Here is a 24,744-nt window from a genome sequence, read left to right on the forward strand (position 1 = left end):
GCGACCGCGACCGGTCGCCGCTCCTCGGACTGGGACACGGACACTGGCGCCTCCTGAAGTGCGGGGGCGGACGTAGTTAGGTACACCTAACTACGGACTGGATACCATGTGACCACGCCCGATACGTCCGGCGCAATATCTTGCCGACGCCTTGTCGGAACGTTCACACGGCCCTCAGGCCGACACCACCCCGAGGTCCACCGCGCCCCACCGCGCCCCCAGCCCCGCCAGGGTCACGTGCCGTACCTCGTCCGTGGTGTCCCCGACCGCCCGGTGGATCCGGACCACGAGCCGGTCGTCGGTCAGCTCCTCGACCTTGCCCTCGCCCCACTCCACGACGATCACGGACTCGGGCAGCGAGACGTCGAGGTCCAGGTCCTCCATCTCGTCCAGCCCGCCGCCCAGGCGGTACGCGTCGACGTGGACGAGCGGCGGCCCGCCCCCCAGGGACGGATGCACACGGGCGATGACGAACGTCGGCGACGTGACGGCCCCGCGCACACCGAGCCCCTCGCCCAGTCCCCGCGTCAGCGTCGTCTTGCCGGCGCCGAGCTCCCCGCTGAGCAACACGAGGTCACCGGCGCGCAGCAACTTCGCCAGGCGGCGGCCCAGCTCCCCCATCTGCTCGGGGGAGGTCACGATCAACTCGGTCTCAGCCTGGCTGTGCCGTGCTGCTGGTGCTTCCATAGCCACTTACCGTAGCCCCTGCCGGCACGGCACCCGCGCGGGTGAGCAGGTCGGCGAGGCGGTCGGTGACCACTTCCGGGTGCTCCAGCATGACGAGGTGCCCGGCGTCCGGGACGAGCACCAGTTCGGCGTCGGGCAGCAGGTCGGCGATGACCTCGCTGTGCTCGCTGGGCGTGACGAGGTCCTGCACCCCGGCCAGCACCAGTACCGGCAGATCCTGGAAGTAGGCGAGCGCGGCCGTCTTGTCGTGGTCGACGAAGGCCGGATAGAACTCGGCGACCACGTCGATCGGCGTCGACTCGATCATCCGCTCCGCGAACCGCTCCACGGCCGGGTCGACGTCCTTGGACGCGAACGAGTACCGCTTGATGATCCCGGCGAAGAGATCGGCGGTGACCCGCCGCCCCTTCTCCACCAGCGCGGCCTGTGTACCCAGCGCCTTCAGCACCCCGGGGAGCACCCGGCGCACCACGTTGACGCCGGCGACCGGCAGCCCGAAGTTGACCTCGCCGAGCCGCCCGGACGACGTACCGACGAAGGCGGTGGCGACCACCCGGTCCCGGATCAGCTCGGGATACTGCGCGGCCAGCGCCATCACGGTCATGCCGCCCATGGAGTGCCCGACCAGCACGATCGGCCCCTCCGGCACGGCCGCGTCCAGGACGGCCTTCAGGTCCCGGCCCAGCTGGTCGATGGTGAGCTCCACCCCGTCCTCGTGCTGGGCGACGCCCCGCCCGGAGCGGCCGTGGCTGCGCTGGTCCCAGTGCACGGTGCGGACGACCCCGCGCAGGGCCGCCCGCTGGAAGTGCCAGGAGTCCTGGTTGAGGCAGTAGCCGTGGCTGAAGACGACGGTCACGGGCGCGGGCGCCTTGCGGCCGAAGAGCCGGCGGCGGCGCGGCGAGACGGCGGGGCCGAGGTCGGGTTCCACCTCGTCGACCTCGTAGTACAGCTCGGTGCCGTCGTCGGCGTACGCCTTGCCGGGCGTGCCGCGCAGGGTGCCGTAGGGGCCCGCCGAGTCCAGTGCGAGGCGGGCCTTGCGGCGCATCCCGCGGCCTACGGTCATCCGCTCCACGGCGACCCCGGCGGCCGCGCCGGCGGCGAGCACTCCTATGGCGGCTCCGGCGACGCCCGTCACCTTGCGCCAGCTGCCGGAGGCCGCCCCCGTGGCCGAGGCGACGACGGCCGCCGCGGCGGCGTCCGCTACGGCCTCCGCACTGCTCTCGCTCACGTACCGCTCCTCTTCGCCGTACTGCAGTTCGCTGCTTCGGTGACACGGGTGATGCTGACGAGATGGCTGTTGCAGGTGTCACTGCTGTTACAGGTGTAACCGGGTTGTGCCGCCGTCGAACCCCGAGGGTCAGGCGCCGTCCCCTGGTTCTTGCCCACTCGGTTCCTCGTTCACATAGACGCGGGGAACCCGGGTTCCGATGCGGGTGACGATTTCGTATGCGATCGTGCCCGCGGCCTGGGCCCAGTCCTCGGCGGTGGGCTCGCCCCGGTCGCCCGGACCGAACAGCACGGCCTCCGCTCCGACTTCGGGCTCGTCGCCGCCGAGGTCCACGACGAACTGGTCCATGGCGATGCGCCCGGCGGCCGTCCGCCACTTGCCGCCGACCAGCACGGGCCCGCTGCCGGAGGCGTGGCGCGGGATGCCGTCCGCGTAGCCGACGGGGACGAGTCCGAGGGTGGTCTCGCCGGGCGTGACGTAGTGGTGTCCATAGCTGACCCCGTGCCCGCCCGGTACGTGCTTCACCAGGGCGAGGGAGGCGGACAGCGTCATCACGGGGCGCAGGCCGAAGTCGGCCGCGCTGCCCAGCTCGGGGCTGGGCGAGAGGCCGTAGAGCGCGATGCCCGTACGGACCAGGTCGAAGTGGGCCTCGGGGAGGGTGAGGGTGGCCGGCGAGTTGGCGATGTGCCGCACCTCGGGGCGCACGCCCTGCTCCTCGGCGTACCCGAGCAGCTCGCGGAAGAGGGTGAGCTGGGCGGCGACGGAGGGATGGCCGGGCTCGTCGGCGCAGGCGAAGTGCGACCACAGTCCGGTGATCCGGACCAGCCCCGCCGCCTCGGCGCGCAGCGCCTCGCGGACCAGCTCGGGCCAGTCGGCGGGCTGACAGCCGTTGCGCCCGAGCCCGGTGTCGGCCTTGAGCTGCACGCGCGCGGGGCGACCGGCTTCCCCGGCCGCCTCGGTCACCTCCCGCAGGGCCCACATCCCGCTCACCGACACGTCGAGACCGGCCTCGATCGCCTCCCGCCACGGGCCGCCCGGCGTCCACAGCCAGCACATGATCCGCACGTCCGCCGGCAGCCCGGGGTCCGCGCGCAGCGCCAGGGCCTCCTCCGGGGTGGCCGTACCGAGCCAGCTCGCGCCCGCCTCGACGGCGGCGCGGGCACACCGGACGGCCCCGTGGCCGTATGCGTCGGACTTCACCACGGCCATCAGGGCCGCGTCCGGCGCGAGGGCACGCAGGGTCCGCGCGTTGGCCCGCAGGGCGGCCAGATCGATCTCGGCGCGGGCGCGCAGGGGCGCCGTCGGTGCAGTCTGCGCAGTCGGTGTATCACTCATCGCGCCCCCAGTGTCTCAGAGGCCTCCGACAACCCTCCGGCACAGCCCCTGGTACAGGGCTCAGGTGCCCGTACGGTGACCCCACACGTACACCTTGTCCCCCTTCTTCAGCACGCTCCACAGCTTCTTGGCGTCGCCGAGCTTGAGGTTCACGCAGCCCCAGGAGCCGATGGTGGTGTAGATGGAGCCGTAGACGGCGTGGAAGGCCTGTCCGCCGTCGAAGAACTGGGCGTACGGCATGGGCGAGTTGTACAGGGTCGACCAGTGGTTCTTGTGCCGCCAGTAGACGGCGTGCCACCCGGCCCGGGTCGCGTACCCCTTCCGCCCGCTCCGCATCTGCACGGGCCCGTAGATCACCTTGCTGCCCTTCTGCACCCAGGTGACCTGCCGGTTGAGATCGACGCAGGTGACCCGGTACGACTTCACGGGGCAGCTCTTCTTGGCGTTCGGGTTCTTCTTCGCCGAGAGGAGCATCATCTGGTACCAGGTCACGGGCCCCGCGAACCCGATCGCCGGCTGGATCTTGTACTGCTTCTGGAACGTCTGGACGGCCTTGCAGTCGGCGGTGGACTGCTTCCCGTCCACCTTCAGCTTCAGCCACTGCTCGATCTGCTTCTGGTACGGCCCGGTCAGCTTGGAGCAGCTCACCTTGGAGACGGCGTCGCTGAGCGGCACGTACTCGATGAGGTCGTACGTCCCCGGCGCCGCCGCCTTCGGCTCGACGGCGTCCTCCTTGGCGCTGGGCGTGTACACCTTGGGCGCCAGCCTCTGGTCGGGGGTGTCGATCTGCCAGGGCTGCGAGGGTCCGGGCGCGACCCCCGGCACCAGGTCCGACTCGGGGACGGCGGCGGTCGGTTCGGGCGCGCCGGTGTCCGCGACCCCCGTTCCGGCGCCGAGCGAGAGAACGGCCACGGCGGCGACGAGGGTCCCTGCGGCACCCCTCGCAAGACCACCCCGCTTGCACACGATTCGTCCACTGATCATGCGATCAGACAACCCCGCAGGGCCCGGGATCCAGGGGTGCCGCGCGGTGAGGTCACCCGGGGGATGCAGGGCGGGCGCAGCGCCCCGCAAGGGGCGCGGGGCTGTATCGATTTGCGGCTGCCGCCGCGTGGGCGCGCTCAGCCCCCACCCACCCGCACCCGGACCCCAGACCTACGGGGTCCGGGGCGGAGCCCCGTGCCGGTGCGGGCCCGGCCTACCGAGTCGGGTGGGCGGGTGGGAAGACTCCCCGCCAAGCCGCCGGCACCTGCTCGGCCACGGCGTGCGCAACCGTCGGCGCCCCCTCCGCCGCGAACCGCCCCGCGAGCCCGTGCAGATAAGCCGCCACACTCCCCGCGTCCCTCCCCGAAAGCCCTGACGCCAGCAACGACCCCGCCAGCCCCGACAGCACGTCCCCGCTCCCGGCGGTGGCGAGCCAGGGCGTCCCCGTCGCGTTCACGCGAACGGCCGCCCCTCCCCGGTCCGCCGCCACCAGCGTCGTCGACCCCTTCAGCAGCACGGTGGCCCGATAGGCCGCCGCCAGCTCCCGCACCGCCGCGAGCCGGCCGGCCTCGACCTCGTCCCGTCGTACCCCCAACAGGGCGGCCGCCTCCCCGGCGTGCGGCGTCATCAGCGTCGGCGCCGTACGACCGCGCACCGCGTCCCGGTCGGCGAGCCGCAGCCCGTCGGCGTCGACCAGCACCGGCACCTCCTCCGCCAGCGCCTCGGCGACGGCCTCGGCGTCGTCCCCGACCCCCGGTCCTGCCACCCACGCCTGCACCCGCCCGGCCTTGCGCGGCCCCCCGTCCGACACCAGCGTCTCGGGAAAGCGGGCCAGCACCTCGTCCTTGGCCGGCCCGACGTACCGCACGGCGCCGGCCCCGCCCCGCAACGCCCCCGCGACGGCCAGCACGGCCGCCCCCGGATACCGCGCCGACCCGGCCACGATGCCCACCACCCCCCGCCGGTACTTGTCGCTCTCCGCCGACGGCGCCGGCAGCAGCCGCGCCACGTCCACGTCCTGCAACGCCTCCAGCTCGGCCTCGGCGGGCAGTTCAAGACCGATGTCGACCAGCCGTACCGAACCGGCGTACTCCCGCGCCGGATCGATCAGCAGCCCCGGCTTGTGCGTCCCGAACGTCACGGTGAGGTCGGCCCGTACGGCCGCCCCCCGCACCTCGCCGGTGTCCGCCTCCACCCCGCTCGGCAGGTCCACGGCGACGACGGCGGCCCGCGACCGCTCCACGACCGCCACCAGCCCCGCCGCGTCGGGCCGCAGCCCGCCCTTCCCGCCGATCCCCACGATCCCGTCGACGACGAGATCGGCCCGCAGGACCGACTCCTCGGCGCCACCGTCCCGTACCACGGTCCCCCCGGCCCGGCGCAGCGCCACCAGCCCGCCCGCGTGCGTGCGCTCCGGCGCGAGCAGCACCGCCGCGACCCCCGCGCCTCTCCGCGCCAGCCGCGCCCCGGCGTACAGCGCGTCCCCGCCGTTGTCGCCGCTGCCGACCAGCAGGACCACCCGGCTGCCGTACACCCGTCCGAGCAGGTCGGCGCAGGCGGCGGCCAGCCCGGCGGCGGCCCGCTGCATCAGCGCCCCTTCCGGCAGCCGCGCCATCAACTCCCGCTCGGCCGCCCGTACCGTCTCCACGCTGTAAGCAGTCCGCATGCCCCGAGTCTCCCCCGGAACCGGCGGGACGCGCATCCGCCCCGCCCCGCCCGTGTCACCCCTCCGCGATCACCACCGCCGACGCCACGCCGGCGTCGTGACTGAGCGACACATGCCACGACCGCACGCCGAGTTCCGCCGCGCAGGCGGCCACGCTCCCCTTCACCTGCAGGCGCGGCCGTCCGTTGTCCTCGACGACGACCTCCGCGTCCGTCCAGAGCAGCCCGGGCGGCGCCCCCAAAGCCTTGGCCAACGCCTCCTTGGCCGCGAACCGCGCCGCCAGCGAGGCGACACCGCGCCGCTCCCCGCTCGGCAGGAACAGCTCCCGCTCGACGAAGAGCCGCCCGGCCAGCCCGGGGGTCCGCTCCAGCGACTCCCGGAACCGGTCGATCTCGGCGACGTCGATACCCACTCCGATGATGCTCACCGAAGCACCTTACGACCCGTCAGGCACCCGCGGGCCGGGCCGTGTCCCGCCAGTGGCCGATCTTGTCCAGCTCGGCGAGGTCCGCGTCGGAGAGCCGGAGTCCCGCGCCGGCGGCGTTCTCGCGCAGGTGCGCCACCGACGAGGTGCCGGGAATGAGCAGGATGTTCGGCGACCGCCGCAGCAGCCAGGCCAGGGCGACCGACATCGGCGTCGCGTCCAGCCTGGCGGCCACGGCGGAGAGTGCCGTGGACTGCAGCGGGGTGAAGCCGCCGAGCGGGAAGAAGGGCACGTAGGCGATGCCCTGGGCGGCGAGATCGTCGATCAGGTCGTCGTCCTGGCGGTAGGCGAGGTTGTACATGTTCTGGACGCACACGATCGGCGCGATCGTCTGCGCCTCGGCGATCTGTTCCGCCGTCACATTGCTGACTCCGAGGTGCCTGACCAGGCCCTGCCGCCGGAGTTCGGCGAGGGCCTCGAAGGGCTCGGCGAGCGAGCCGGGCTGGAGTCCCCGGGCGTCGCCGAGCCGGAGGTTGACCACGTCGAGCGAGTCGAGGCCGAGGTCCTCCAGGTTCTCGTGAACGGCGCGGCGCAGGTCCTCGGGCTGCCGGGCGGGAAGCCAGCCGCCCTGCTGGTCGCGGACCGCGCCGACCTTGGTCACGATGTGCAGCGACGCGGTATAGGGGTGCAGCGCTTCACGGATCAACCGGTTGGTGACACGTGGCCCGTATGCACCGGCGGTGTCCACGTGGGTGATGCCGAGGCGGGCGGCCTCGCGCAGGACGGCGAGCGCGCCGTCGTGGTCGGCGGGCGGACCCATGACTCCGGGGCCGGCGAGCTGCATGGCGCCGTAGCCGAGGCGGGTGACGGTCAGATCGCCCAGGGTCCAGGTACCGCCGGGCAGTGACGCGGAGGGTGTGTTCACGGTCATGCCGTCGATGTTCGCCCGCGGACAGGCGGCGCATCCAATACCGCCGCGGTGCACTGTCATACCCGGCGGGTATCACGGAGGTAGGTTGTGGCCGTGGACACCTTGGAGACCCGCGAGCTGAGGTACTTCCTGGCCGTCGCCGAGGAACTGCACTTCGGCCGCGCCGCCGAGCGCCTCGGCATGGCCCAGCCGCCGTTGTCCCGGGCGATCCAGCAGCTGGAGCGGCGCCTCGGCGTCTGTCTGCTGAAACGCAACCGCCGCGGCGTCTCGCTGACCGGCGCCGGAGAGGTGCTGCTGCACGAGGGCCGGGCAGCCCTCGACGCGACCACCGCCGCCGTTCGCCGCACCCGTCGTGCCGGTGCCGCCGGCAGCCCGGACGGCCCCCGCGACCGCCTGGTGCTGGCGGTGAAGGCCGGCGCCTCTCACGAACTGCTGCACAAGCTCCTCGACGCCTACGCGGCCGAGCCGGGCGCCGCCGAGATCGAGGTGCTGCCGAGCGGTTTGTGCGAGCAGGAAGGGATGCTGCGCGACGGCCGCGCCGATGTGGCGCTGATGCACACGCCGTTCAACTCCCTCGCCGGGTTCGACAGCGAGGAACTGACGACCGAGGGTCAGATCGCCGTCCTGCCCGCCGGGCACCCGCTCGCCGCACGCAGGACGCTGGCCCTGGCCGACGTCGGCGACATCCCCGGTCTTCCGCTCGCCCGCTGGCCCCGCCACGGCACCTACCCACCCGGCCCGGGCCCCGAGATCCACGACCAGACACAGCTGGCCCAGCTGATCGCCCTGGGACGCACCGTGACCGTCCTGCCCGACTCGGCCCGCGCGTGGCTGTGGGCCGAGCACACCGCCGTCCCGCTGACCGACGCCCCGCCCGTCGTCACCCACATCGCGTGGCCCGCGCACAGCCGCTCCCTCGCCCTCGCCGCGCTGATCCGCACGGCCACACGGCTGTGACCCTCGCCGGGCCGTCGGCGAGGCCGAGGTCCTCGCCGACGGCCCGGTCTCCTCACTCCACCGTCACCGACTTGGCGAGGTTGCGCGGCTGGTCCACCTCGTTGCCCCGGGCCGTGGCCAGTTCGCACGCGAAGACCTGGAGCGGGACCGTGGCGACCAGCGGCTGGAGCAGGGTCGGGGTGGCCGGGATCCGGATCAGGTGGTCGGCGTACGGTACGACCGCCTCGTCGCCCTCCTCCGCGATCACGATGGTGCGGGCGCCCCGGGCCCGGATCTCCTGGATGTTGGACACGATCTTGTCGTGCAGGACGGACCGGCCGCGCGGGGACGGGACCACGACCACCACCGGCAGGTCCTCCTCGATCAGCGCGATCGGCCCGTGCTTCAGCTCGCCCGCCGCGAAGCCCTCGGCGTGCATGTACGCCAGCTCCTTGAGCTTCAGGGCGCCTTCGAGGGCGACCGGGTATCCGACGTGCCGGCCGAGGAACAGCACCGTCTTCTTGTCGGCGAGGGAGCGCGCCAGCGCCCGTACCGGCTCCATGGTCTCCAGCACCCGCTCGACCTCGCCGGAGATGTGCGAGAGGTCCCGGATCACCGCGCTGATCTCGTCGCCCCACTTGGTGCCCCGCACCTGGCCGAGGTACAGCGCCACCAGGTAGCAGGCCACCAGCTGGGTCAGGAACGCCTTCGTCGAGGCGACCGCGACCTCCGGCCCGGCGTGCGTGTACAGCACCGCGTCCGACTCGCGCGGGATCGTCGAGCCGTTGGTGTTGCAGATCGCCAGCACCCTGGAGCCCTGCTCGCGGGCGTGCCTGAGCGCCATGAGCGTGTCCATGGTCTCGCCCGACTGGGAGATGGCGATGACCAGCGAGCGCGAGTCCAGGATCGGGTCCCGGTACCGGAATTCGCTCGCCAGCTCCACCTCGCACGGGATCCGCGTCCAGTGCTCGATGGCGTACTTGGCGATCAGGCCGGCGTGGAAGGCCGTACCGCACGCGACGATGACGACCTTGTCGATCTCCCGGAGCTCGGCGGCGCCGATCCGGACCTCGTCCAGCGTCAGCGAGCCGTTCGTGTCGATGCGGCCCAGGAGCGTATCGGCGACCGCCTTGGGCTGCTCGGCGATCTCCTTGAGCATGAAGTAGTCATAACCCCCCTTTTCCGCTGCCGACGCGTCCCAGTCGACGTGGTACGAGCGGACGTCCGCCGGGGCGCCGTCGAAGCCCGTCACCGTCACGCCGTCCCGGCGCAGCTCCACCACCTGGTCCTGGCCCAGCTCGACCGCCGACCGCGTGTGGGCGATGAACGCGGCGACGTCCGAGGCGAGAAAGGCCTCGCCCTCTCCAACGCCCACCACGAGCGGGGAGTTCCGGCGCGCGCCCACGACCACGTCCGGCTCGTCGGCGTGCACCGCGACCAGCGTGAACGCGCCCTCCAGGCGCCGGCACACCAGCCGCATCGCCTCGGCGAGATCGGCGGTGCCGGAGAACTCCTCCGCCAGCAGGTGCGCGACCACCTCGGTGTCCGTCTCGGACGCGAGGTCGTGCCCGCGCTCCGCCAACTCGCCGCGCAGCGCGGCGAAGTTCTCGATGATCCCGTTGTGGACGACGGCGACCCGGCCCGCGTTGTCGAGGTGCGGATGGGCGTTGGCGTCCGTCGGCCCGCCGTGCGTGGCCCAGCGGGTGTGCCCGATGCCGGTGGCACCGGCCGGCAGCGGCCGCTCCGTCAGTTCCTTCTCCAGGTTCACCAGTTTCCCGGCCTTCTTCGCCGAGGCCAGCCCGCCGTCCGCGAGCACGGCGACGCCCGCCGAGTCGTACCCCCGGTACTCCAGCCGCTTGAGTCCGGCGACCACCACATCGAGCGCCGACTGCGCCCCCACGTATCCCACGATTCCGCACATGGGCGGCAGCCTAAGTGCCGAACCCCGCCCGAACACGGCTCAGCATGCCCGAAATCGGAAATTAAACCGGGGTTTAGAACCGGCCAACCTCACACCCCCAACAGTGAGCGACTTCATGCCACTTCACTCGCCATCCCTACGGTCGCACCAACCTGAAGCGCATGCAGCAGGGGATCGCCCCCATGGGTCCGGGCAGGACAGCGAGTGGCGGGACGGGCCGATCGCCGAGGTGACGGATGCGATGCACTTCGACAACTACGGCGAGCTTCACTGGAAGTCGGGCACCAAGATTCCCAGCGGAATCGATCGGCCCGAGTTCGAGAAGCGGAAGAAAGCATACGGGCAGAACAGGGCGAAGGACTTCGAATGACGAGCGGTCTACAGGCAGCCGAGCAGGTGATCGGGCTGGTACGCGCCAACGAGGACGTGGCGCATCATGGTGACGGCTGCCCCCCAGAGGTGATCGCCAGGGCAGAGGCGGAGATGGGGCTTACGTTTCCTCCCTCGTACCGGCGCCTGATCGAGGAGTTCGGAGTCTGGGAGGTGCCGCCTGCGGAGTTCCCAGGCGTGTACCGGACGCCGGCCCGGGGGGACAAACTGCTGGGATCTCCCGCCTACACGCTGGAGGACCGCGAAAGGATGGCGCTCCCGCGCCGTTTCATGGTCGTCAAGCACGACGACGTCTGGGACGTGGTCGTCCTCGACTCTTCCGAACCGGACCAGCACGGCGAGTACCCGGTTTACGCGTGGAACCCCGGGATTCCAGATGGTGGACGCATGGAGAAACTTGCGGACAGTTTCGGAGAGTTCGCGCTCAATGAGTGCCGGCAGAGTCTGAGCTGACCTTCCGGAGAACCGACACATGGCAGGGTTCGGCGTTCTGGACGCAGAACCCTGCCCGCTCCGTCCGGAAGCCGAGACCGTGTACCTCCGCCGGTGCCGGGTCTGTGGCGTCCACCTCGCGTATGCGACTTCACATGATCACAACCCCACGTGACCGACCCCACCCCCCACCCCGTTCAAACTCCGTTAACAATGGAATGTGATCTCTCCGGTCTCCCCGATCTCCCGGAGCGCCCACCGGCACAGGCCGGAGGCGACTCCCTACGTCGACCTCACCCGTTCCGAGTGGAGCGCGCTGCGCGACAAGACGCCGCTGCCGCTCACCGCCGAGGAGGTCGAGAAGCTGCGCGGCCTCGGCGACGTCATCGACCTCGACGAGGTCCGCGACATCTATCTCCCGCTGTCGCGCCTGCTCAACCTGTACGTCGGCGCCACGGACGGCCTGCGAAGCGCCCTGAACACCTTCCTCGGCGAGCAGGGCTCCCAGTCCGGCACCCCGTTCGTCATAGGCGTCGCCGGCTCGGTGGCCGTCGGGAAGTCCACCGTCGCCCGCCTCCTCCAGGCCCTGCTCTCGCGCTGGCCCGAGCACCCCCGCGTCGAGCTGGTGACGACGGACGGCTTCCTGCTGCCGACCAGGGAACTCGAAACCCGCGGCCTGATGTCGCGCAAGGGCTTCCCCGAGTCGTACGACCGCCGGGCCCTGACCCGCTTCGTCGCCGACATCAAGGCCGGCAAGGACGAGGTCACCGCCCCCGTCTACTCCCACCTCATCTACGACATCGTCCCGGACCGCAGGCTCACGGTCCGCCGCCCGGACATCCTGATCGTCGAGGGCCTCAACGTCCTCCAGCCCGCCCTGCCCGGCCAGGACGGCCGCACCCGGGTGGGCCTCGCCGACTACTTCGACTTCAGCGTGTACGTCGACGCGAGCACCGAGGACATCGAGCGCTGGTATCTGAACCGGTTCCGCAAGCTGCGTGCGACCGCCTTCCAGAACCCGGACTCGTACTTCACGAAGTACACCCAGGTGTCCGAGGAGGAGGCCGTCGACTACGCCCGCGGTCTCTGGCGCACCATCAACAAGCCCAACCTGGTGGAGAACATCGCCCCGACCCGCGGCCGCGCCACCCTGGTCGTCAGAAAGGGCCCGGACCACAAGGTGCAGCGACTGAGGCTGCGGAAGCTGTAAGGCCCCGGTCGGCAAAGCGCCCCGTCAGGGGCGCGGGGAACGGCGCGACCAGCCACGACGAACCGTCAGCCCGCAACGCGCCTTCCCCGGCACCCCGAACCCGAAAGCAACTACCCCAGCGCGGACTTCACGGCGTCCGCCAACCGCCCCGCCACCGACCGGGCCTGCTCGATGTCGGCCGCCTCGACCATCACCCGCACCAACGGCTCGGTGCCCGAAGGGCGAAGCAGTACCCGCCCCGTCTCCCCCAGCTCCCGCTCCGCCTCGGCCACGGCCGCCGCCAGGTCCCCGGACGTCTTCACCCGTGACCTGTCCACGTCCGGCACATTGATCAGCACCTGCGGCAGCCGCTCCATCACGCCGGCCAGCTCCCGCAGCGACCGCCCGGTCCCGGCGACCCGCGCCGCCAGCAGCAGCCCGGTCAGCGTGCCGTCACCGGTCGTCGCGTGGTCGAGGATGATGACGTGGCCGGACTGCTCGCCGCCGAGGGCGTACCCGTGCTCCTTCATCTCCTCCAGGACGTACCGGTCGCCGACCGCGGTCTGCACGAGGTGCAGCCCCTCCCGCTCCAGCGCCAGCTTGAAGCCGAGGTTGGACATGACGGTGGCGACGACGGTGTCGGCGCGCAGCGCGCCCCGCTCCCGCATCGCGAGGGCGAGTACGGCCATGATCTGGTCGCCGTCGACCTCCTCGCCGGTGTGGTCGACGGCCAGGCACCGGTCCGCGTCCCCGTCGTGCGCGATACCGAAGTCGGCCCCGTGCTCGACGACCGCGGCCTTCAGGGGACCGAGGTGGGTCGACCCGCAGCCGTCGTTGATGTTGAGCCCGTCCGGCTCCGCGCCGATGGTGACGATCTCGGCGCCGGCCCGGCGGAACACCTCCGGCGAGACCCCCGCGGCCGCGCCGTGCGCTTCGTCCAGGACGATCTTCAGTCCGTCGAGCCGGTTCGGGAGCACGCCGAGGAGATGGGTGACGTACTGCTCGGAGCCCTCGTCGTACGGCCGGACCCGGCCGACGCCCGCGCCGGTGGGCCGCTCCCAGGGCTCGCCGTGCCGGTGGGACTCGTACACCGCCTCGATCCGCTCCTCCAGCTCGTCGTCGAGCTTGTGCCCGCCGCGGGCGAGGAACTTGATGCCGTTGTCGGGCATGGCGTTGTGGCTGGCGGAGAGCATGACACCGAGGTCGGCGCCGAGCGCGCCGGTCAGGAACGCGACGGCGGGCGTCGGGAGGACCCCCACGGTCAGGACGTCGACGCCGGCGCTGGCCAGGCCCGCGACCACGGCCGCCTCCAGGAACTCCCCGGACGCGCGCGGATCCCGTCCGACGACCGCCGTCGGCCGGTGGCCCTCGAACGTCCCCGCCTCGGCCAGCACGTGCGCCGCCGCGACGGACAGCCCGAGCGCCATTTCGGCGGTCAGGTCCGCGTTGGCGACACCGCGCACGCCGTCCGTGCCGAAGAGTCGTCCCACTTGTCCTCCTGAAGAAGCGTCCTTGCTGCCAGGAAATGATGGCAGGCGCTTAGTCACTCGATCACACCAGCCTTTGAGCGTCTTGTGTCGTTATACGCCCTTGGCTGGGATAAACGAACGCCCCGACGGCACATGTGGCGTGCCGCCGGGGCGTTCGGAGTACGTGCAGGCAGCTGGTGATTAGCGCTTGCTGTACTGCGGGGCCTTGCGGGCCTTCTTCAGACCGGCCTTCTTGCGCTCGACCGCACGGTCGTCGCGCTTGAGGAAGCCGGCCTTCTTGAGCGGGCCGCGGTTGTTGTCGACGTCGGCCTCGTTCAGCGCGCGGGCGACACCGAGACGGAGCGCACCGGCCTGACCGGAGACACCGCCACCGGCGATACGGGCGATGACGTCGTAACGGCCTTCGAGCTCCAGCACCTTGAAGGGCTCGTTGACTTCCTGCTGGTGCACCTTGTTGGGGAAGTAGTCCTCAAGGGTGCGACCGTTGATCTTCCACTTGCCGGTGCCCGGGACGATCCGGACGCGGGCGATGGCGTTCTTGCGACGGCCCAGGCCGGCGGCCGGCTGCGGCTCGCCGAAGCGGGACGCGAGGGACTCGGAGGTGTACTCGCCCTCGACGGGGACGTCCGACTCCGTGGTGTAGCTGTCGATGTCAAGCTCTTCGAGCGGCTGCTCGGCAGTGGTCTCGGCCACGATGCTCCTCAGATTCTCTTCAGTCTTAGGGGGTGGCCGGAACTACTGCGCGACCTGGGTGATCTCGAACGGCACCGGCTGCTGCGCAGCGTGGGGGTGCACGTCACCCTTGTAGACCTTCAGCTTCGAGAGCATCTGACGGCCCAGCGTGTTCTTCGGGAGCATGCCCTTGACGGCCTTCTCGATGGCCTTCTCGGGGTTCTTGTCCAGCAGCTCGTCGTAGCGGACGGAGCGCAGACCACCCGGGTAGCCGGAGTGGCGGTACGCCATCTTCTGGGTCCGCTTGTTGCCGGACAGGTGCACCTTGTCGGCGTTGATGATGATGACGAAGTCACCGGTGTCGACGTGGGGGGCGTAGATCGGCTTGTGCTTGCCGCGGAGAAGGGACGCGGCGGTGGTGGCGAGACGGCCCAGGACGACGTCCTGGGCGTCAATGACGTGCCACTGGCGAGTCACATCGCCGGGCTTGGGGCTGTACGTACGCACTTCGCAGCCTTCTTCTTCAGTGGATGGGTGCTGACACATGGCATCACTGAAGCGATCGTGCAGCTGGGGACGACAATGCCGGGGACGCTGCCCGTATGCCGCCCACTGGTAACTGCTCCAGGGAACCTAGGTAGAGGCCACTCCCGTGAGAATGAGCGAGCCAATACACAACGAAGAGCAAGCCTACAAGGCTGCCCCCGGACGGGTCAAAACGAGCTCCCGCCGACATCCGGACGAGCCGTCGTCGACATTGGCGCGAACCCGGGGCACCCGGCGCGGCCGGGATGCGCCGTCCTGCCCGCAAAGGTCCCCTATCACCGTTCGTACAGTCGCACCGGTACCCCCCGGCCCCCGTCTAAGATGCGCCCCATGAGTTATGGGCAGGGGGGACCTCAGTCCCAGTGGGATCCGTGGAAACCGCAGTCTCAGCAGCCCTGGAGCAGTAGCACCGGGCAGACTCCGGACTGGGCATCGCTCGCCGAGGCCTCGGAAACCCGGAACAAGCGGCGCAGAGTGTTCTTCATCGGCGGCGGCGTGGTCGCCACGCTGGCGATCGGCACCGCCGTCGCCATGGCCGTGGTGTCCGCGAACGGCGACAACAACGCCTCCGGCACGCCCACCAACCTGCCCGCGAGCGCCTCGCTGCCCAGCGACTCGGCCGACTCGGCGCCGTCCTTCGCGCCGACCAGCGCGCCGCCGCCGCTGGACCCGGAGGAGTTCATAGGCAACGTGAAGAAGGACACGGCGCCGCTCAGCGCCGAGACCCTCTTCCCGGGCACCCAGCTGACCATGGGCGAGACGGTGTACAAGAAGGGCGCCACGGCCGACACGAAGAAGTGCGCCACGGCCGCCAAGGGCACCCTCCCGAGCATCCTCACCAAGGACGGCTGCACCCGCCTGCTGCGCGTCACCTACTTCAAGGACGGCGTCGCGGTCACGGTCGGTGTGGCCGTCTTCGACACCGAGGCGCAGGCGAGCAAGGCCAAGACCGAGGCCGACAAGAAGGGCTTCGTCAGCACCCTGGCCGGCTCCGGCGTGAAGGCCTTCTGCGACTCCGGCGTCTGCCGTACGACGACCAATTCGTACGGCCGCTACGCCTACTTCACCACCGCCGGCTTCCTCAACGGCAAGGACGTCACCACCAAGGACACCAAGGTCTTCCAGACCGGTGACGACCTGGCCGAGTTCACCTTCCGCCAGATCCGCCGCCGCGGCGAGGCCCAGGCGTCGGCGGCGGCCCAGGGCTAGCCCCGGGCTAATCCGGCAGCGCCCCGTAAGGGGCGCGGGGAACTGCGCGACCAGCCACGACGGCGCCGCGGTCGACTGACGGCATATCGCGGCACTTCCAGCGGAGTGCTCAGCCCCCCCCTCCGAACAGGCACGACTCGGCAGGCCCTTTCCGCCGCGAGGCAGAATCGGCGTGCACAGGGTTGGCCGGGGAGGGGTCGGGGAGATGGACATGCGCGGGCGGGTCCGGCTCGTCGGGGCCGGGGTGGCGGCGGGACTGCTCGCTCCCCTGACATGGTGGGCCACCCGGCCCGAGGCCGCCGGCGGCCCGCGCCCGGTCCCCGCCGACCTGCGCACCCGCGACCCGCACGCGACTCCCGCCGCCCGCCGGGTCTACGCCCTGCTCGCCGGCCTGGAGAACCGGGCGCGGCGCGGCGAGCCGTCCCGGACGGTCATCGGCCAGCACGTCGAGCTGCACAACGAGCGTTACAACGCGTCGTACGGCGACTACCGGGGCACCAAGCAGCCCGGCTACTACTACAAGAAGGCCCACGACATCACCGGCAGGTTCCCGGGGTTCGTGGAGGTGGACCTGGGGCCCGGGTACGGGCAGCCGGGCTGGGCTGTGGGCGAGCAGCGCTCATACTCCCGCTCCTCGTGGCCGAGCTGCCGCAGGTGCTGGGGGTACGTCGACGACGCGGTGGACCTGGCGCTCGGGGTCTGGGCCGGGCTGCCCCGGCCGGCGGACGGGTCGTACCACCCCTCGGGCACACACGTCGACTGCGCCTCCGGGACCCGGGTGAGCCTGCCCGGCAACGGGGGCGGCCCGGCGGGCATCGTCGGCTTCTCCTTCCACCAGCCCTACCCGGGCAGCACCGTCAAGGGCTTCGAGCAGACCCGGTACCAGAACTCCCCCGCGGTCCGGGACAGCGGCTGGTTCGGCCGGGTGGTCACCCCGGGCACCGTCGAGCACCAGGCCCTGCTGCTGGACCTCGGCTATCTCGCCGACCACCTGGGGTACCTCGCGGCGCACGGGGTGCCGGTCCTGCTGCGGCCGTACCACGAGATGAACGCCAGGCCGGGGCACGGATTCTGGTGGGCGGGGCAGGATCCGGCCGCCTACCGGAAGCTGTGGCATGTCACATACGACTACCTCGTGGGCAGCCGCGGCCTGCACAACCTCCTCTTCGTCTGGTCACCCAGCGCCTGGGAGGGCACCTTCGCCCGGGAGCCCGGCGACTACTACCCGGGCGGGCGGTACGTCGACGTCGTGGGCGTGGACGACTACACCGACACCCCGCAGCGGCCGTTCCGGGGCAGGCCCTGGACCGAGGTCTGGTACCGGGGCCTGGAGCGCTACGACCGGCCCCGCGTCATGGCCGAGTCCTTCCACGTTCCGCTCGGCTCCGCTCAGCACAGAACACTTTCGGACACCCCCTGGGTGCTCTGGACGGTATGGGGGCAGGCCCTGACATACGCCAACGTCTCCAGTCCGACCGGAAAGAACACCGCAGAAGACGTGAAAGCGACTTACACGTCTTCGCAGGTCATCACCGGCGGCGGAAGCGGACGGACGGGTTTCGACTGGGCTTCGTTGCACAAGACATAGGTTTATTACTTTCCCACTACATCTTGCTCACCCATGCTTCATGGCTGATTCTTACGTGGCAGGATTTGTTTTCTTACTCGGCCGGTGGCGCAGGTCGCCCGGGGGGGCATCTGAGCCGGCCGCAGAACGCCGAAGAAGGCGCCGGGGGGCAACATCACGGCCCGGAGCGGGGCGGATGAGACGAGGTTTCTCGTGTCACCCGCACCCGTCACCGAGCCATGCCGTCCGGCAGCCGCCGAACTCACGGAAGAGCATGTAGCCGTATGGCATCGACAGTGGTCGACGGGGGAACCCCGCATTCGCGACACAACGCGAAGCTGGCCAAGCGCACCGCCTCGTGGAAACCCGGCATCCTGCCGTTCCTGCTGCCGTTCGTCCTGCTGGTCGTCTTCGGACTGTGGTCCTACCGGCCCAGCTCCTCGCTGATGAGCTGGATCCTGACGATCGTCTGGTCCCTGCCGGCGGCCGGCGTGCTGATCGGTCTCCAGGGCGCCCTGCTGATCCGCCGCCGGGTCCGCAAGAGCGACCGGATGACCCCGCCCGCCCCGGCCGAGCAGGACTTCCTGATCGCGCTGTGCCCGACCATCGGCCGCCACGACACCTACCCGGCCCTGGAACGCTCGATCCTCTCCTACGTCGAGCACCTCCCGGAGTTCTTCCCGTACATGCGGGTCGACATCCTCACCGAGGAGGGCTGCGAGGCCGCGGCGGACATCGACCGGCTCGCCGACTCCCACCCGCTGATCCGGGTGATCACCGTCCCCAAGGACTACGTCCCGGCCAACGGCACCCGCTTCAAGGCCCGTGCCAACCACTACGCCCACGAGCTGCGCATCGCGGAGGGCGAGGCCCTGGAATACGTCTGGGTGCTGCACATGGACGACGACACCGGCGTCGGCCCGGACACCGCGGCCTCGCTCGCCCAGTTCATCAACCGGCAGCGCCGCGCCCACCCCGACGAGGCCAAGCACATGGCCCAGGGCATCCTGACCTACCCCCGCGAGAACGCGGTGAGCCTCTTCACCTGGCTCGCCGACGCGGTGCGCCCCGCCGACGACATCGCCCGCTTCCGGGCCCTGACCGGCCTCGGCACCCCCGCAGCCGGTGTACACGGCGAGCTGCTTGTGCTACGCGCGTCCATCGAGGCCGAGATCGGCTGGGACTTCGGCCCCAAGGAGATCGTCGAGGACGCCCGGCTCGCCCTGACCTTCTGCCGCAAGTACCCGGGCCGCAGCGACTGGTTCAACGGCCGCTGCTACGGCGCCTCGCCCGCCAACGCGGCCGACTTCATCAAGCAGCGCGAACGCTGGGCATGGGGCCTGGTGGCCCTCTGCTTCAACCGCAAGGTGCCGCTGCGCTACCGCTGGTTCCTGTCGATCTGCGTGGCCACCTGGATCCTCGGTCCGCTCCAGCACATCGGCGCCGTGCTGCTCGTGGGCTGGCTGTTCAACGACATGAACACCTCACCGGTGACCCAGTCGATCATCCTTCTCTGGGCCCTGAACTTCGCCTACGTGATCTGGACGTACTGGGAGGGGCTGCGGCTGAACGCGCTCGCCTCGGTCAGCGGCCGACGCAAGTGGTGGGAACCGATCGTCGTGGTCGCCTGCATCCCCGTCTTCTCCGTGCTGGAAGGGCTCGGCGGCTTCAAGGGCTTCATGAAGTTCGTCCGGCGCGAGGAGAACAAGTTCGTCGTGATCGCCAAGCCCGCCTGACCTCTCGGAAGACACCCACTGACATGCGTTCGCGACTGCCCCTGCTCGCCATCTTCCCGGTGGCCGTCCTCACCGTCGTGCTGGGCACCCCGTTCGTTCTCGGCGACCACCCGGTGCGCTGGGAAGCCGGCTCGGCCCTGCCCCGCCTCGCCCTCGGCGACTCCGACGAGTCCACCACCTCGGACGACGGCACCCGCCCCGGTACGACATCCGCCTCCCCCTCCGCGTCCGCCGACGCCCTCCAGGTCGCCAAGCCCTGGAAGGCGGGCATGCCGCAGTGGGGCGTGCAGATCTACTGGGAGGACGACAGGAAGAAACTCTCCGACGACTTCATCGAGAAGCAGGCCCGCAAGCAGGCCGAGTACCTGATCGGGCTGGGCGCCAACTCGGTGTCGGTCTCCTTCCCCTTCTACACCAAGAACGGCACGTCCGACGAGGTGTGGGCCGGTGCCAAGACCCCGACCCCACAGCGGCTGGAGCGGGTCCTGAAGGTGTTCAAGGACGCCGGTTTCCGCACCCGGCTGCGCCCGATCATGGACGAGTCGTCCCTGAAGCCCGAGGACGGCTGGCGCGGCGACGTCGAACCCGCCTCCCGCTCCGCCTGGTTCGCCTCGTACAAGAACCTCGTCACCCCGTACCTCGAAGCCGCCGGCGAGGCGAGGACGAACACCTTCGTGATCGGCACCGAACTCAACTCCCTGGAGGGCGACCCGGGCTGGAGCACCCTGGTCGACTCCGCCGAGAAGACCTTCTCCGGCGAGATCGCCTACGACGCCAACTGGGACAACTACGTCACCGGCCGGATCAACATGCCGGTCAACCACCTCGGCGTCGACGCCTACTTCCCCGTCAAGGTCCCGGACACCGCACCCGTCAAGGACCTGGTCGACGGCTGGGACAAGTGGCTGGACAGGAAGGCGACGGGCTCGCTGCCGAACATCCTCGTCTCCGAGTCCGGCATCGGTGCCATGAACGGGGCCTACCACGCCCCGGGCGACTTCTACAGCCACCGCAAGGTCAACACGAAGGTGCAGGCCAACTGGTACACGGCCGTCTGCCAGGTCGTCCAGGAGCGGCACATGCAGGGCGTGTACTGGTGGTCGATCCACTTCGAGGACGACCCGAACACCCCGCCCGACGACAAGACGGCCTCCCGGCTCGACTTCGCCGGCCGCCCTCTCAGCGAGAAGGCCATCAAGACCTGTTTCGCCTCCGACTACGCGGGCCCCGGCACCGGCACCACGAGCTGACCGAGCGAGGAATCATGCAGGAAGCCATCATCCTCGTGGGCGGCAAGGGAACCCGCCTGCGACCGCTGACCAACCACACCCCCAAGCCGCTGCTCCGGGTCGCGGGTGCCTCCTTCATCCGGCACCAGATCGCCAAGCTGACGGCCGCAGGCGTCGAGCACGTGGTCTTCGCGACCTCGTATCTCGCGAGCCTCTTCGAGGAGGAGTTCAAGGACTTCTCCCAGGACCTGGCGATCTCGTACGCCGTGGAGGAGGTCCCCCTCGGCACGGGCGGGGCGATCCGCAACGCCGGCCGCCTGCTGCGCGGCACCGCGCCGGACGCCCCGGTCCTCGTCCTCAACGGCGACATCCTGTCCGGCGCCGACCTGCGCGCCCTGCTGGCCCGCCACGAGGCCCGGGACGCGGACGTGACGCTGCATCTCACCCGGGTCGCCGACCCGCGCGCCTTCGGCCTGGTCCCCACCGACGAGGCGGGCCGGGTGCTCTCCTTCCTGGAGAAGCCGAAGACACCGGAGGAGTGCGTCACCGACCAGATCAACGCCGGCTGCTACGTCTTCCGCCGGTCCGTCCTGGACGCCATCCCGGGCGACCGGGAGGTCTCCGTCGAGCAGGAGACCTTCCCTCGGCTCGTCGCGGGCGGCGGGCGGGTCTTCGGCCACACCACCGACGACTACTGGCGCGACCTCGGCACCCCGCTGGCCTTCGTGCACGGCTCCGCCGACCTGATCACCGGCAGGGCGGCCTCGCCCCTGGTGGGACGGCCTGCCGAGGCCCTGATCGATCCCACGGCCGTGGTGGCTCCGACCGCACGCGTGACCGGCGGCTCGACGGTCGGCCCGCATGCCGTCATCGGCCCGCGCGTGGTCGTCGACCGCTCCATCATCGGCGCCAACGTCACCGTCGCCGAGGGCGCCCGGGTGCACGAGTCCGTGGTGGACCACGACTCCACGATCGGCAGCGAATCGATTCTTCGTGAGGTCGTCGTGGGCTGCCACACGCACGTCGGGGCCCAGAACGAACTGCCCGCCCAGCTGCGGCTGTCGTGCGGCATCCGCATCCCCGCTCAGGGCGTGCGCGTCAGCGGTACCGCTGACGCCTGCCCGACGGTCCACTGAAGCCGCCGCCCGGCCCGGACAGTTACCGGATTACTGGAGAGACGTGACCAGCCATCGTTCAACGGCCGCGGAGACAGAGCGTCTTCGCAAGTACCGGCCGGACATCCAGGGCCTGCGTGCCGTCGCCATCATCATGGTCGTCTGCATGCACACCGGCATCCTCGACATCCACGGCGGTGTGGACGTCAGCTTCGTGCTCAGCGGCTTCCTCATCGGCAGCCAGCTGCTCGCCGAGATCGACAAGACCGGCAAGGTGTCCCTGAGCAAGTTCTGGGCCCGCCGGTTCCGCCGCCTGGCACCGGGCGCCGCCCTCACCATCGTCGTCACCGGCGTCCTGTCCTGGCTCTACGCGAGCCCGTTCAGCTTCCGCGGCTACATGGACGACGGACTCGCCGCATCACTGAGCGTCATCAACTGGCGGCTGGCCGAGAACGGCACCGACTACTTCGCCAACGACGGCAGCCAGTCGCCGTACCAGCACTTCTGGTCGCTGGGCATCGAGGAGCAGTTCTACCTCGCCACCCCGATCGTGCTCGTCGTGGTGGCCTGGCTCAGCCGGCTCGTGTTCCGCCGCAACCGCATCCTGGTCGGCGTGGTCCTGATGGCCGTGGTGGGCGGCTCGTTCTACCTGGGCTACACCGAGACCACCACCAACCAGCCACTGGCTTACTTCGGCACCCAGTCCCGCATCTGGGAACTCGCCTTCGGTGTCCTGCTCGCCCTCTGGGCCCCGGTCATCTCCCGTATGCCGCGGGGGCTCGCCGCGGTCGTCTCCTGGCTCGGCCTGGCCACCACCCTGGTCACCGGCCTGCTGATCACGGAGAACACCCCGCTGCCGGGATACGCCGTCCTCGGTCCCGTGCTCGGCGCGTGGCTGATCATCGCCGGCGGCTGCGCCAACCCCCGCCTCGGCGTGGAGCGGCTCCTCGACAACCCGGTCTTCGACTTCATCGGCAAGGTCAGCTACGGCTGGTACCTGTGGCACTGGCCGCTGCTGATCCTCTGGCCGCACATCATCGGCTGGGAGTTCGGCTACTCCGACCGCTTCCGGGTGGCGGTCCTCTCCTTCCTCATCGCCATCGCGACGCACTACGTCGTCGAGAAGCGGTTCAGGGAGAACGTGAAGCTCGTCGTCCGCCCCTGGCGGGGCATCCTCACCGGCGGCACCCTCACGGCCACCTCCGCCGTCGCCATGGTGGTCGCGCTCCAGGTACCGCTCAACCTGTCCTTCGGCACCGCGGGCACCGCCGCCGCCCTCACCGGGTTCGACGGCACCAAGTCCGTGGAGCAGGCGGTGAGCGAACGCAGCGCCCCCAAGGTCAGCGAGAGCACGCTGCTGAAGTCGCCGAACGACCGGGGCGACTACGGCTGCATCGACCAGCTGCTGGTCACCAGCTTCACCCCGCACGACGACTGCGTGATCGGCGACAAGACGTCGGAGCGGACCATGGTGCTGCTCGGCGACTCGCACGCCTACCAGTGGGGCAACGCCTTCAACACGCTCGGCCTCAAGCTGCACGTCAAGGTCGTCACGGTCATCAAGAGCGGCTGCTCCCCCGAGGTGTACAAGATCACTCGCGAAGACCTGGGACGCGAGTACACGGAGTGCCCGCAGTGGCGGAAGACCGCCCTCGCCTACATCAAGAAGCTCAAGCCGGACGTCATCGTGGTGGCCAACCGCGTGCAGTACACGACCGTGCGCGAGGGCGCCGTGGACACGTTCAAGAAGCTCAAGGCCATGGGCTCGGACCTGGTCTACCTGGCCGACACCCCGAAGCCGACCTTCAACATCCCGGACTGCCTGGCGGAGAACTCGGCCCACCCCGCCGAGTGCACCCTGAAGTCCGAGACCGCCGTCGACCTGCCCGACTTCCGCAAGCTGGAACGCGAGGTCGCCGAGGAGTACGGGGCCACGGTCATCAACCCGCTCCCCGCCTTCTGCGCGAACGGCTACTGCCCGGCGGTGATCGGCGGGCACGTCGTCTACTGGGACAACAGCCACATGACCGGCGGCTACGCCAAGTCCCTCGAACCGTTCCTGGAGCCGACCTTCAGGAAGGCCCTCGCCGGCTGACCCTCAGACCGTCCGCACCCGTACCCGGCGTGCCTGCCGCTGCCGTTCCAGCAGCTGGTCGGCCGCCGGGTACGCGACCTCCTCCAGGGTCAGCCCGTGCGGCCGTACGACATGCACGGCGCTGTCCCGCACCCCCGCGTCCAGCACCTTCCGCGGCCACTCCACGCCCCGGTGCCCGTCCCCCACGAACAGCAGCGCGCCGACCATCGACCGCACCTGGTTGTGGCAGAAGGCGTCGGCCCTGACCTCGATCTCGACGACCCCGTCCGCGCGCCGGCTCACCCCGAAGCCGAGGATCTCCCGGATCGTCGTCGCCCCTTCGCGCTTCTTCGCATAGGCGGCGAAGTCGTGCTCCCCGACGAGCGACTTCGCGGCCGCGTCCATCACGGCGACGTCCAGCTCCCAGTCGTGCCACAGCACGTGGTTGCGCAGCAGCGGGTCCACGCCTCCGGGCCGGTCCCCGACCCGGTACACGTACCGCCGCCACAGCGCCGCGAACCGCGCGTTGAACCCCGCCGGCGCCTCGCCGACCGACCACACCCGCACGTCCTTCGGCAGCCGCCCCGCGAGCCGCTTCAGCAGCTTCTCCCGCTGCTCCTCCCACACCCCGGCCGGCAGATCGACATGCGCCACCTGCCCTCGCGCGTGCACCCCGGCATCCGTCCGCCCGGCCACGGTCAGCTCGTACACCGTGTCCTGCGACCGCGTGACGACCCGCAGCGCGTCCTCGATCTCCCCCTGCACGGTCCGCTTCCCACCGGCCTGCTTGGCCCAGCCGTGGAAGTGGGTCCCGTCGTAGGACAGGTCGAGACGGACCCGCACCTGGCCGGGCTGAACTTCGTCACTCACAGGAGAATCCTCTCAGGGCAAGAAAAGCGGGCCCGTCCCTCGAAAGGAACGGGCCCACCGACGCGCCCCATAAGGGGCGCGGGGAACTGCGCGACCAGCCACAACGGACCGGC

At 70.6% G+C, this 24,744-nt stretch carries 22 protein-coding genes; 10 read left to right on the forward strand and 12 right to left on the reverse strand.

From position 1 onward, the window contains the following. Positions 1-174 precede the first annotated feature (174 nt). From tsaE to SSP29_RS06120, 7 genes are all read right to left on the reverse strand, one after another. Positions 175-687 (reverse strand): tRNA (adenosine(37)-N6)-threonylcarbamoyltransferase complex ATPase subunit type 1 TsaE, encoded by a 513-nt coding sequence (gene tsaE / locus SSP29_RS06090; protein ID WP_089099403.1) that lies wholly within the window; start codon positions 685-687, stop codon positions 175-177. Beyond that, complete coding sequence (locus tag SSP29_RS06095; RefSeq protein ID WP_089099404.1) at positions 653-1,915, reverse strand: alpha/beta fold hydrolase; 1,263 nt, start codon at positions 1,913-1,915, stop codon at positions 653-655. Before SSP29_RS06095 ends, tsaE begins: the two co-directional genes overlap by 35 nt. A 129-nt stretch (positions 1,916-2,044) precedes the next feature. Then, positions 2,045-3,250, reverse strand: a complete 1,206-nt coding sequence (gene alr, locus SSP29_RS06100) for an alanine racemase (RefSeq protein ID WP_089099405.1) — start codon at positions 3,248-3,250, stop codon at positions 2,045-2,047. A gap of 60 nt (positions 3,251-3,310) precedes the next feature. Then, positions 3,311-4,162 (reverse strand): L,D-transpeptidase family protein, encoded by an 852-nt coding sequence (locus SSP29_RS06105; protein ID WP_245883017.1) that lies wholly within the window; start codon positions 4,160-4,162, stop codon positions 3,311-3,313. A 286-nt stretch (positions 4,163-4,448) separates the two neighbouring features. Next, positions 4,449-5,900: an NAD(P)H-hydrate dehydratase gene (locus tag SSP29_RS06110; protein ID WP_174855922.1), complete on the reverse strand. Its 1,452-nt coding sequence runs from the start codon at positions 5,898-5,900 to the stop codon at positions 4,449-4,451. Between the two features lie 55 nt (positions 5,901-5,955). Next, positions 5,956-6,327, reverse strand: a complete 372-nt coding sequence (locus SSP29_RS06115) for a holo-ACP synthase (protein ID WP_089099408.1) — start codon at positions 6,325-6,327, stop codon at positions 5,956-5,958. A 19-nt stretch (positions 6,328-6,346) separates the two neighbouring features. Next, on the reverse strand, positions 6,347-7,249 hold the full coding sequence (locus SSP29_RS06120; protein ID WP_167449877.1) for an aldo/keto reductase family oxidoreductase: 903 nt from the start codon (positions 7,247-7,249) through the stop codon (positions 6,347-6,349). Between the two features lie 99 nt (positions 7,250-7,348). On the opposite strand from SSP29_RS06120, the gene SSP29_RS06125 reads away from it, so the two are divergent. Next, complete coding sequence (locus tag SSP29_RS06125; RefSeq protein ID WP_089099828.1) at positions 7,349-8,212, forward strand: LysR family transcriptional regulator; 864 nt, start codon at positions 7,349-7,351, stop codon at positions 8,210-8,212. Between the two features lie 52 nt (positions 8,213-8,264). Here SSP29_RS06125 and glmS read toward each other — a convergent pair whose 3' ends face one another. Next, positions 8,265-10,112 carry a glutamine--fructose-6-phosphate transaminase (isomerizing) gene (glmS, locus tag SSP29_RS06130; RefSeq protein ID WP_089099410.1) on the reverse strand — a complete coding sequence of 616 codons (1,848 nt, stop codon included), beginning with the start codon at positions 10,110-10,112 and terminating at the stop codon, positions 8,265-8,267. Between the two features lie 103 nt (positions 10,113-10,215). Between glmS and SSP29_RS06135 the strand changes: the two genes are divergently transcribed. From SSP29_RS06135 to coaA, 3 genes are all read left to right on the forward strand, one after another. Then, on the forward strand, positions 10,216-10,482 hold the full coding sequence (locus tag SSP29_RS06135) for an HNH/ENDO VII family nuclease (RefSeq protein WP_167449854.1): 267 nt from the start codon (positions 10,216-10,218) through the stop codon (positions 10,480-10,482). After that, entirely contained in the window at positions 10,479-10,955 is a 477-nt protein-coding gene (locus SSP29_RS06140) for an SMI1/KNR4 family protein (RefSeq protein WP_089099412.1), read from the forward strand. Before SSP29_RS06135 ends, SSP29_RS06140 begins: the two co-directional genes overlap by 4 nt. A 199-nt stretch (positions 10,956-11,154) precedes the next feature. After that, on the forward strand, positions 11,155-12,144 hold the full coding sequence (gene coaA / locus SSP29_RS06145) for a type I pantothenate kinase (RefSeq protein WP_089099413.1): 990 nt from the start codon (positions 11,155-11,157) through the stop codon (positions 12,142-12,144). Between the two features lie 110 nt (positions 12,145-12,254). On the opposite strand, the gene glmM is transcribed toward coaA, so the two are convergent. The 3 genes from glmM to rplM form a co-directional block, all read right to left on the reverse strand. Beyond that, complete coding sequence (glmM, locus tag SSP29_RS06150; RefSeq protein WP_089099414.1) at positions 12,255-13,613, reverse strand: phosphoglucosamine mutase; 1,359 nt, start codon at positions 13,611-13,613, stop codon at positions 12,255-12,257. Positions 13,614-13,793: 180 nt separating this feature from the next. Continuing rightward, entirely contained in the window at positions 13,794-14,306 is a 513-nt protein-coding gene (rpsI, locus tag SSP29_RS06155; RefSeq protein WP_020941689.1) for a 30S ribosomal protein S9, read from the reverse strand. A 42-nt stretch (positions 14,307-14,348) separates the two neighbouring features. After that, the gene (gene rplM, locus SSP29_RS06160; protein WP_020941688.1) at positions 14,349-14,792 is read right to left on the reverse strand and encodes a 50S ribosomal protein L13; all 444 of its coding nucleotides are present in this window, start codon (positions 14,790-14,792) and stop codon (positions 14,349-14,351) included. A gap of 369 nt (positions 14,793-15,161) precedes the next feature. Here rplM and SSP29_RS06165 point away from each other — a divergent pair, with 369 nt between their 5' ends. The 6 genes from SSP29_RS06165 to SSP29_RS06190 all read left to right on the forward strand — a co-directional run bounded on the left by SSP29_RS06165 (position 15,162) and on the right by SSP29_RS06190 (position 23,782). Further along, positions 15,162-16,040, forward strand: coding sequence for a hypothetical protein (locus tag SSP29_RS06165; protein ID WP_089099415.1), 879 nt, complete (start codon positions 15,162-15,164; stop codon positions 16,038-16,040). 211 nt (positions 16,041-16,251) lie between these two features. Beyond that, positions 16,252-17,628 carry a glycoside hydrolase family 26 protein gene (locus SSP29_RS06170; protein ID WP_145968858.1) on the forward strand — a complete coding sequence of 459 codons (1,377 nt, stop codon included), beginning with the start codon at positions 16,252-16,254 and terminating at the stop codon, positions 17,626-17,628. Positions 17,629-17,891: 263 nt separating this feature from the next. Then, a complete protein-coding gene (locus SSP29_RS06175) occupies positions 17,892-19,343 on the forward strand; it encodes a glycosyltransferase family 2 protein (protein ID WP_089099417.1) in 1,452 nt (483 codons plus the stop codon). 23 nt (positions 19,344-19,366) lie between these two features. Next, positions 19,367-20,593, forward strand: a complete 1,227-nt coding sequence (locus SSP29_RS06180) for a glycoside hydrolase family 113 (RefSeq protein ID WP_150133643.1) — start codon at positions 19,367-19,369, stop codon at positions 20,591-20,593. A 14-nt stretch (positions 20,594-20,607) separates the two neighbouring features. Further along, a complete protein-coding gene (gene manB / locus SSP29_RS06185) occupies positions 20,608-21,708 on the forward strand; it encodes a mannose-1-phosphate guanylyltransferase (protein WP_089099418.1) in 1,101 nt (366 codons plus the stop codon). Between the two features lie 43 nt (positions 21,709-21,751). Then, the gene (locus tag SSP29_RS06190; RefSeq protein WP_089099419.1) at positions 21,752-23,782 is read left to right on the forward strand and encodes an acyltransferase family protein; all 2,031 of its coding nucleotides are present in this window, start codon (positions 21,752-21,754) and stop codon (positions 23,780-23,782) included. A gap of 3 nt (positions 23,783-23,785) precedes the next feature. Here the strand turns inward: SSP29_RS06190 and truA are convergent, their stop codons facing one another. Then, positions 23,786-24,631, reverse strand: coding sequence for a tRNA pseudouridine(38-40) synthase TruA (truA, locus tag SSP29_RS06195; protein WP_089099420.1), 846 nt, complete (start codon positions 24,629-24,631; stop codon positions 23,786-23,788). Between the last annotated feature and the right edge of the window lie 113 nt (positions 24,632-24,744).

It is taken from the genome of Streptomyces hyaluromycini, from assembly GCF_002217755.1.
Lineage (GTDB): Bacteria > Actinomycetota > Actinomycetes > Streptomycetales > Streptomycetaceae > Streptomyces > Streptomyces hyaluromycini.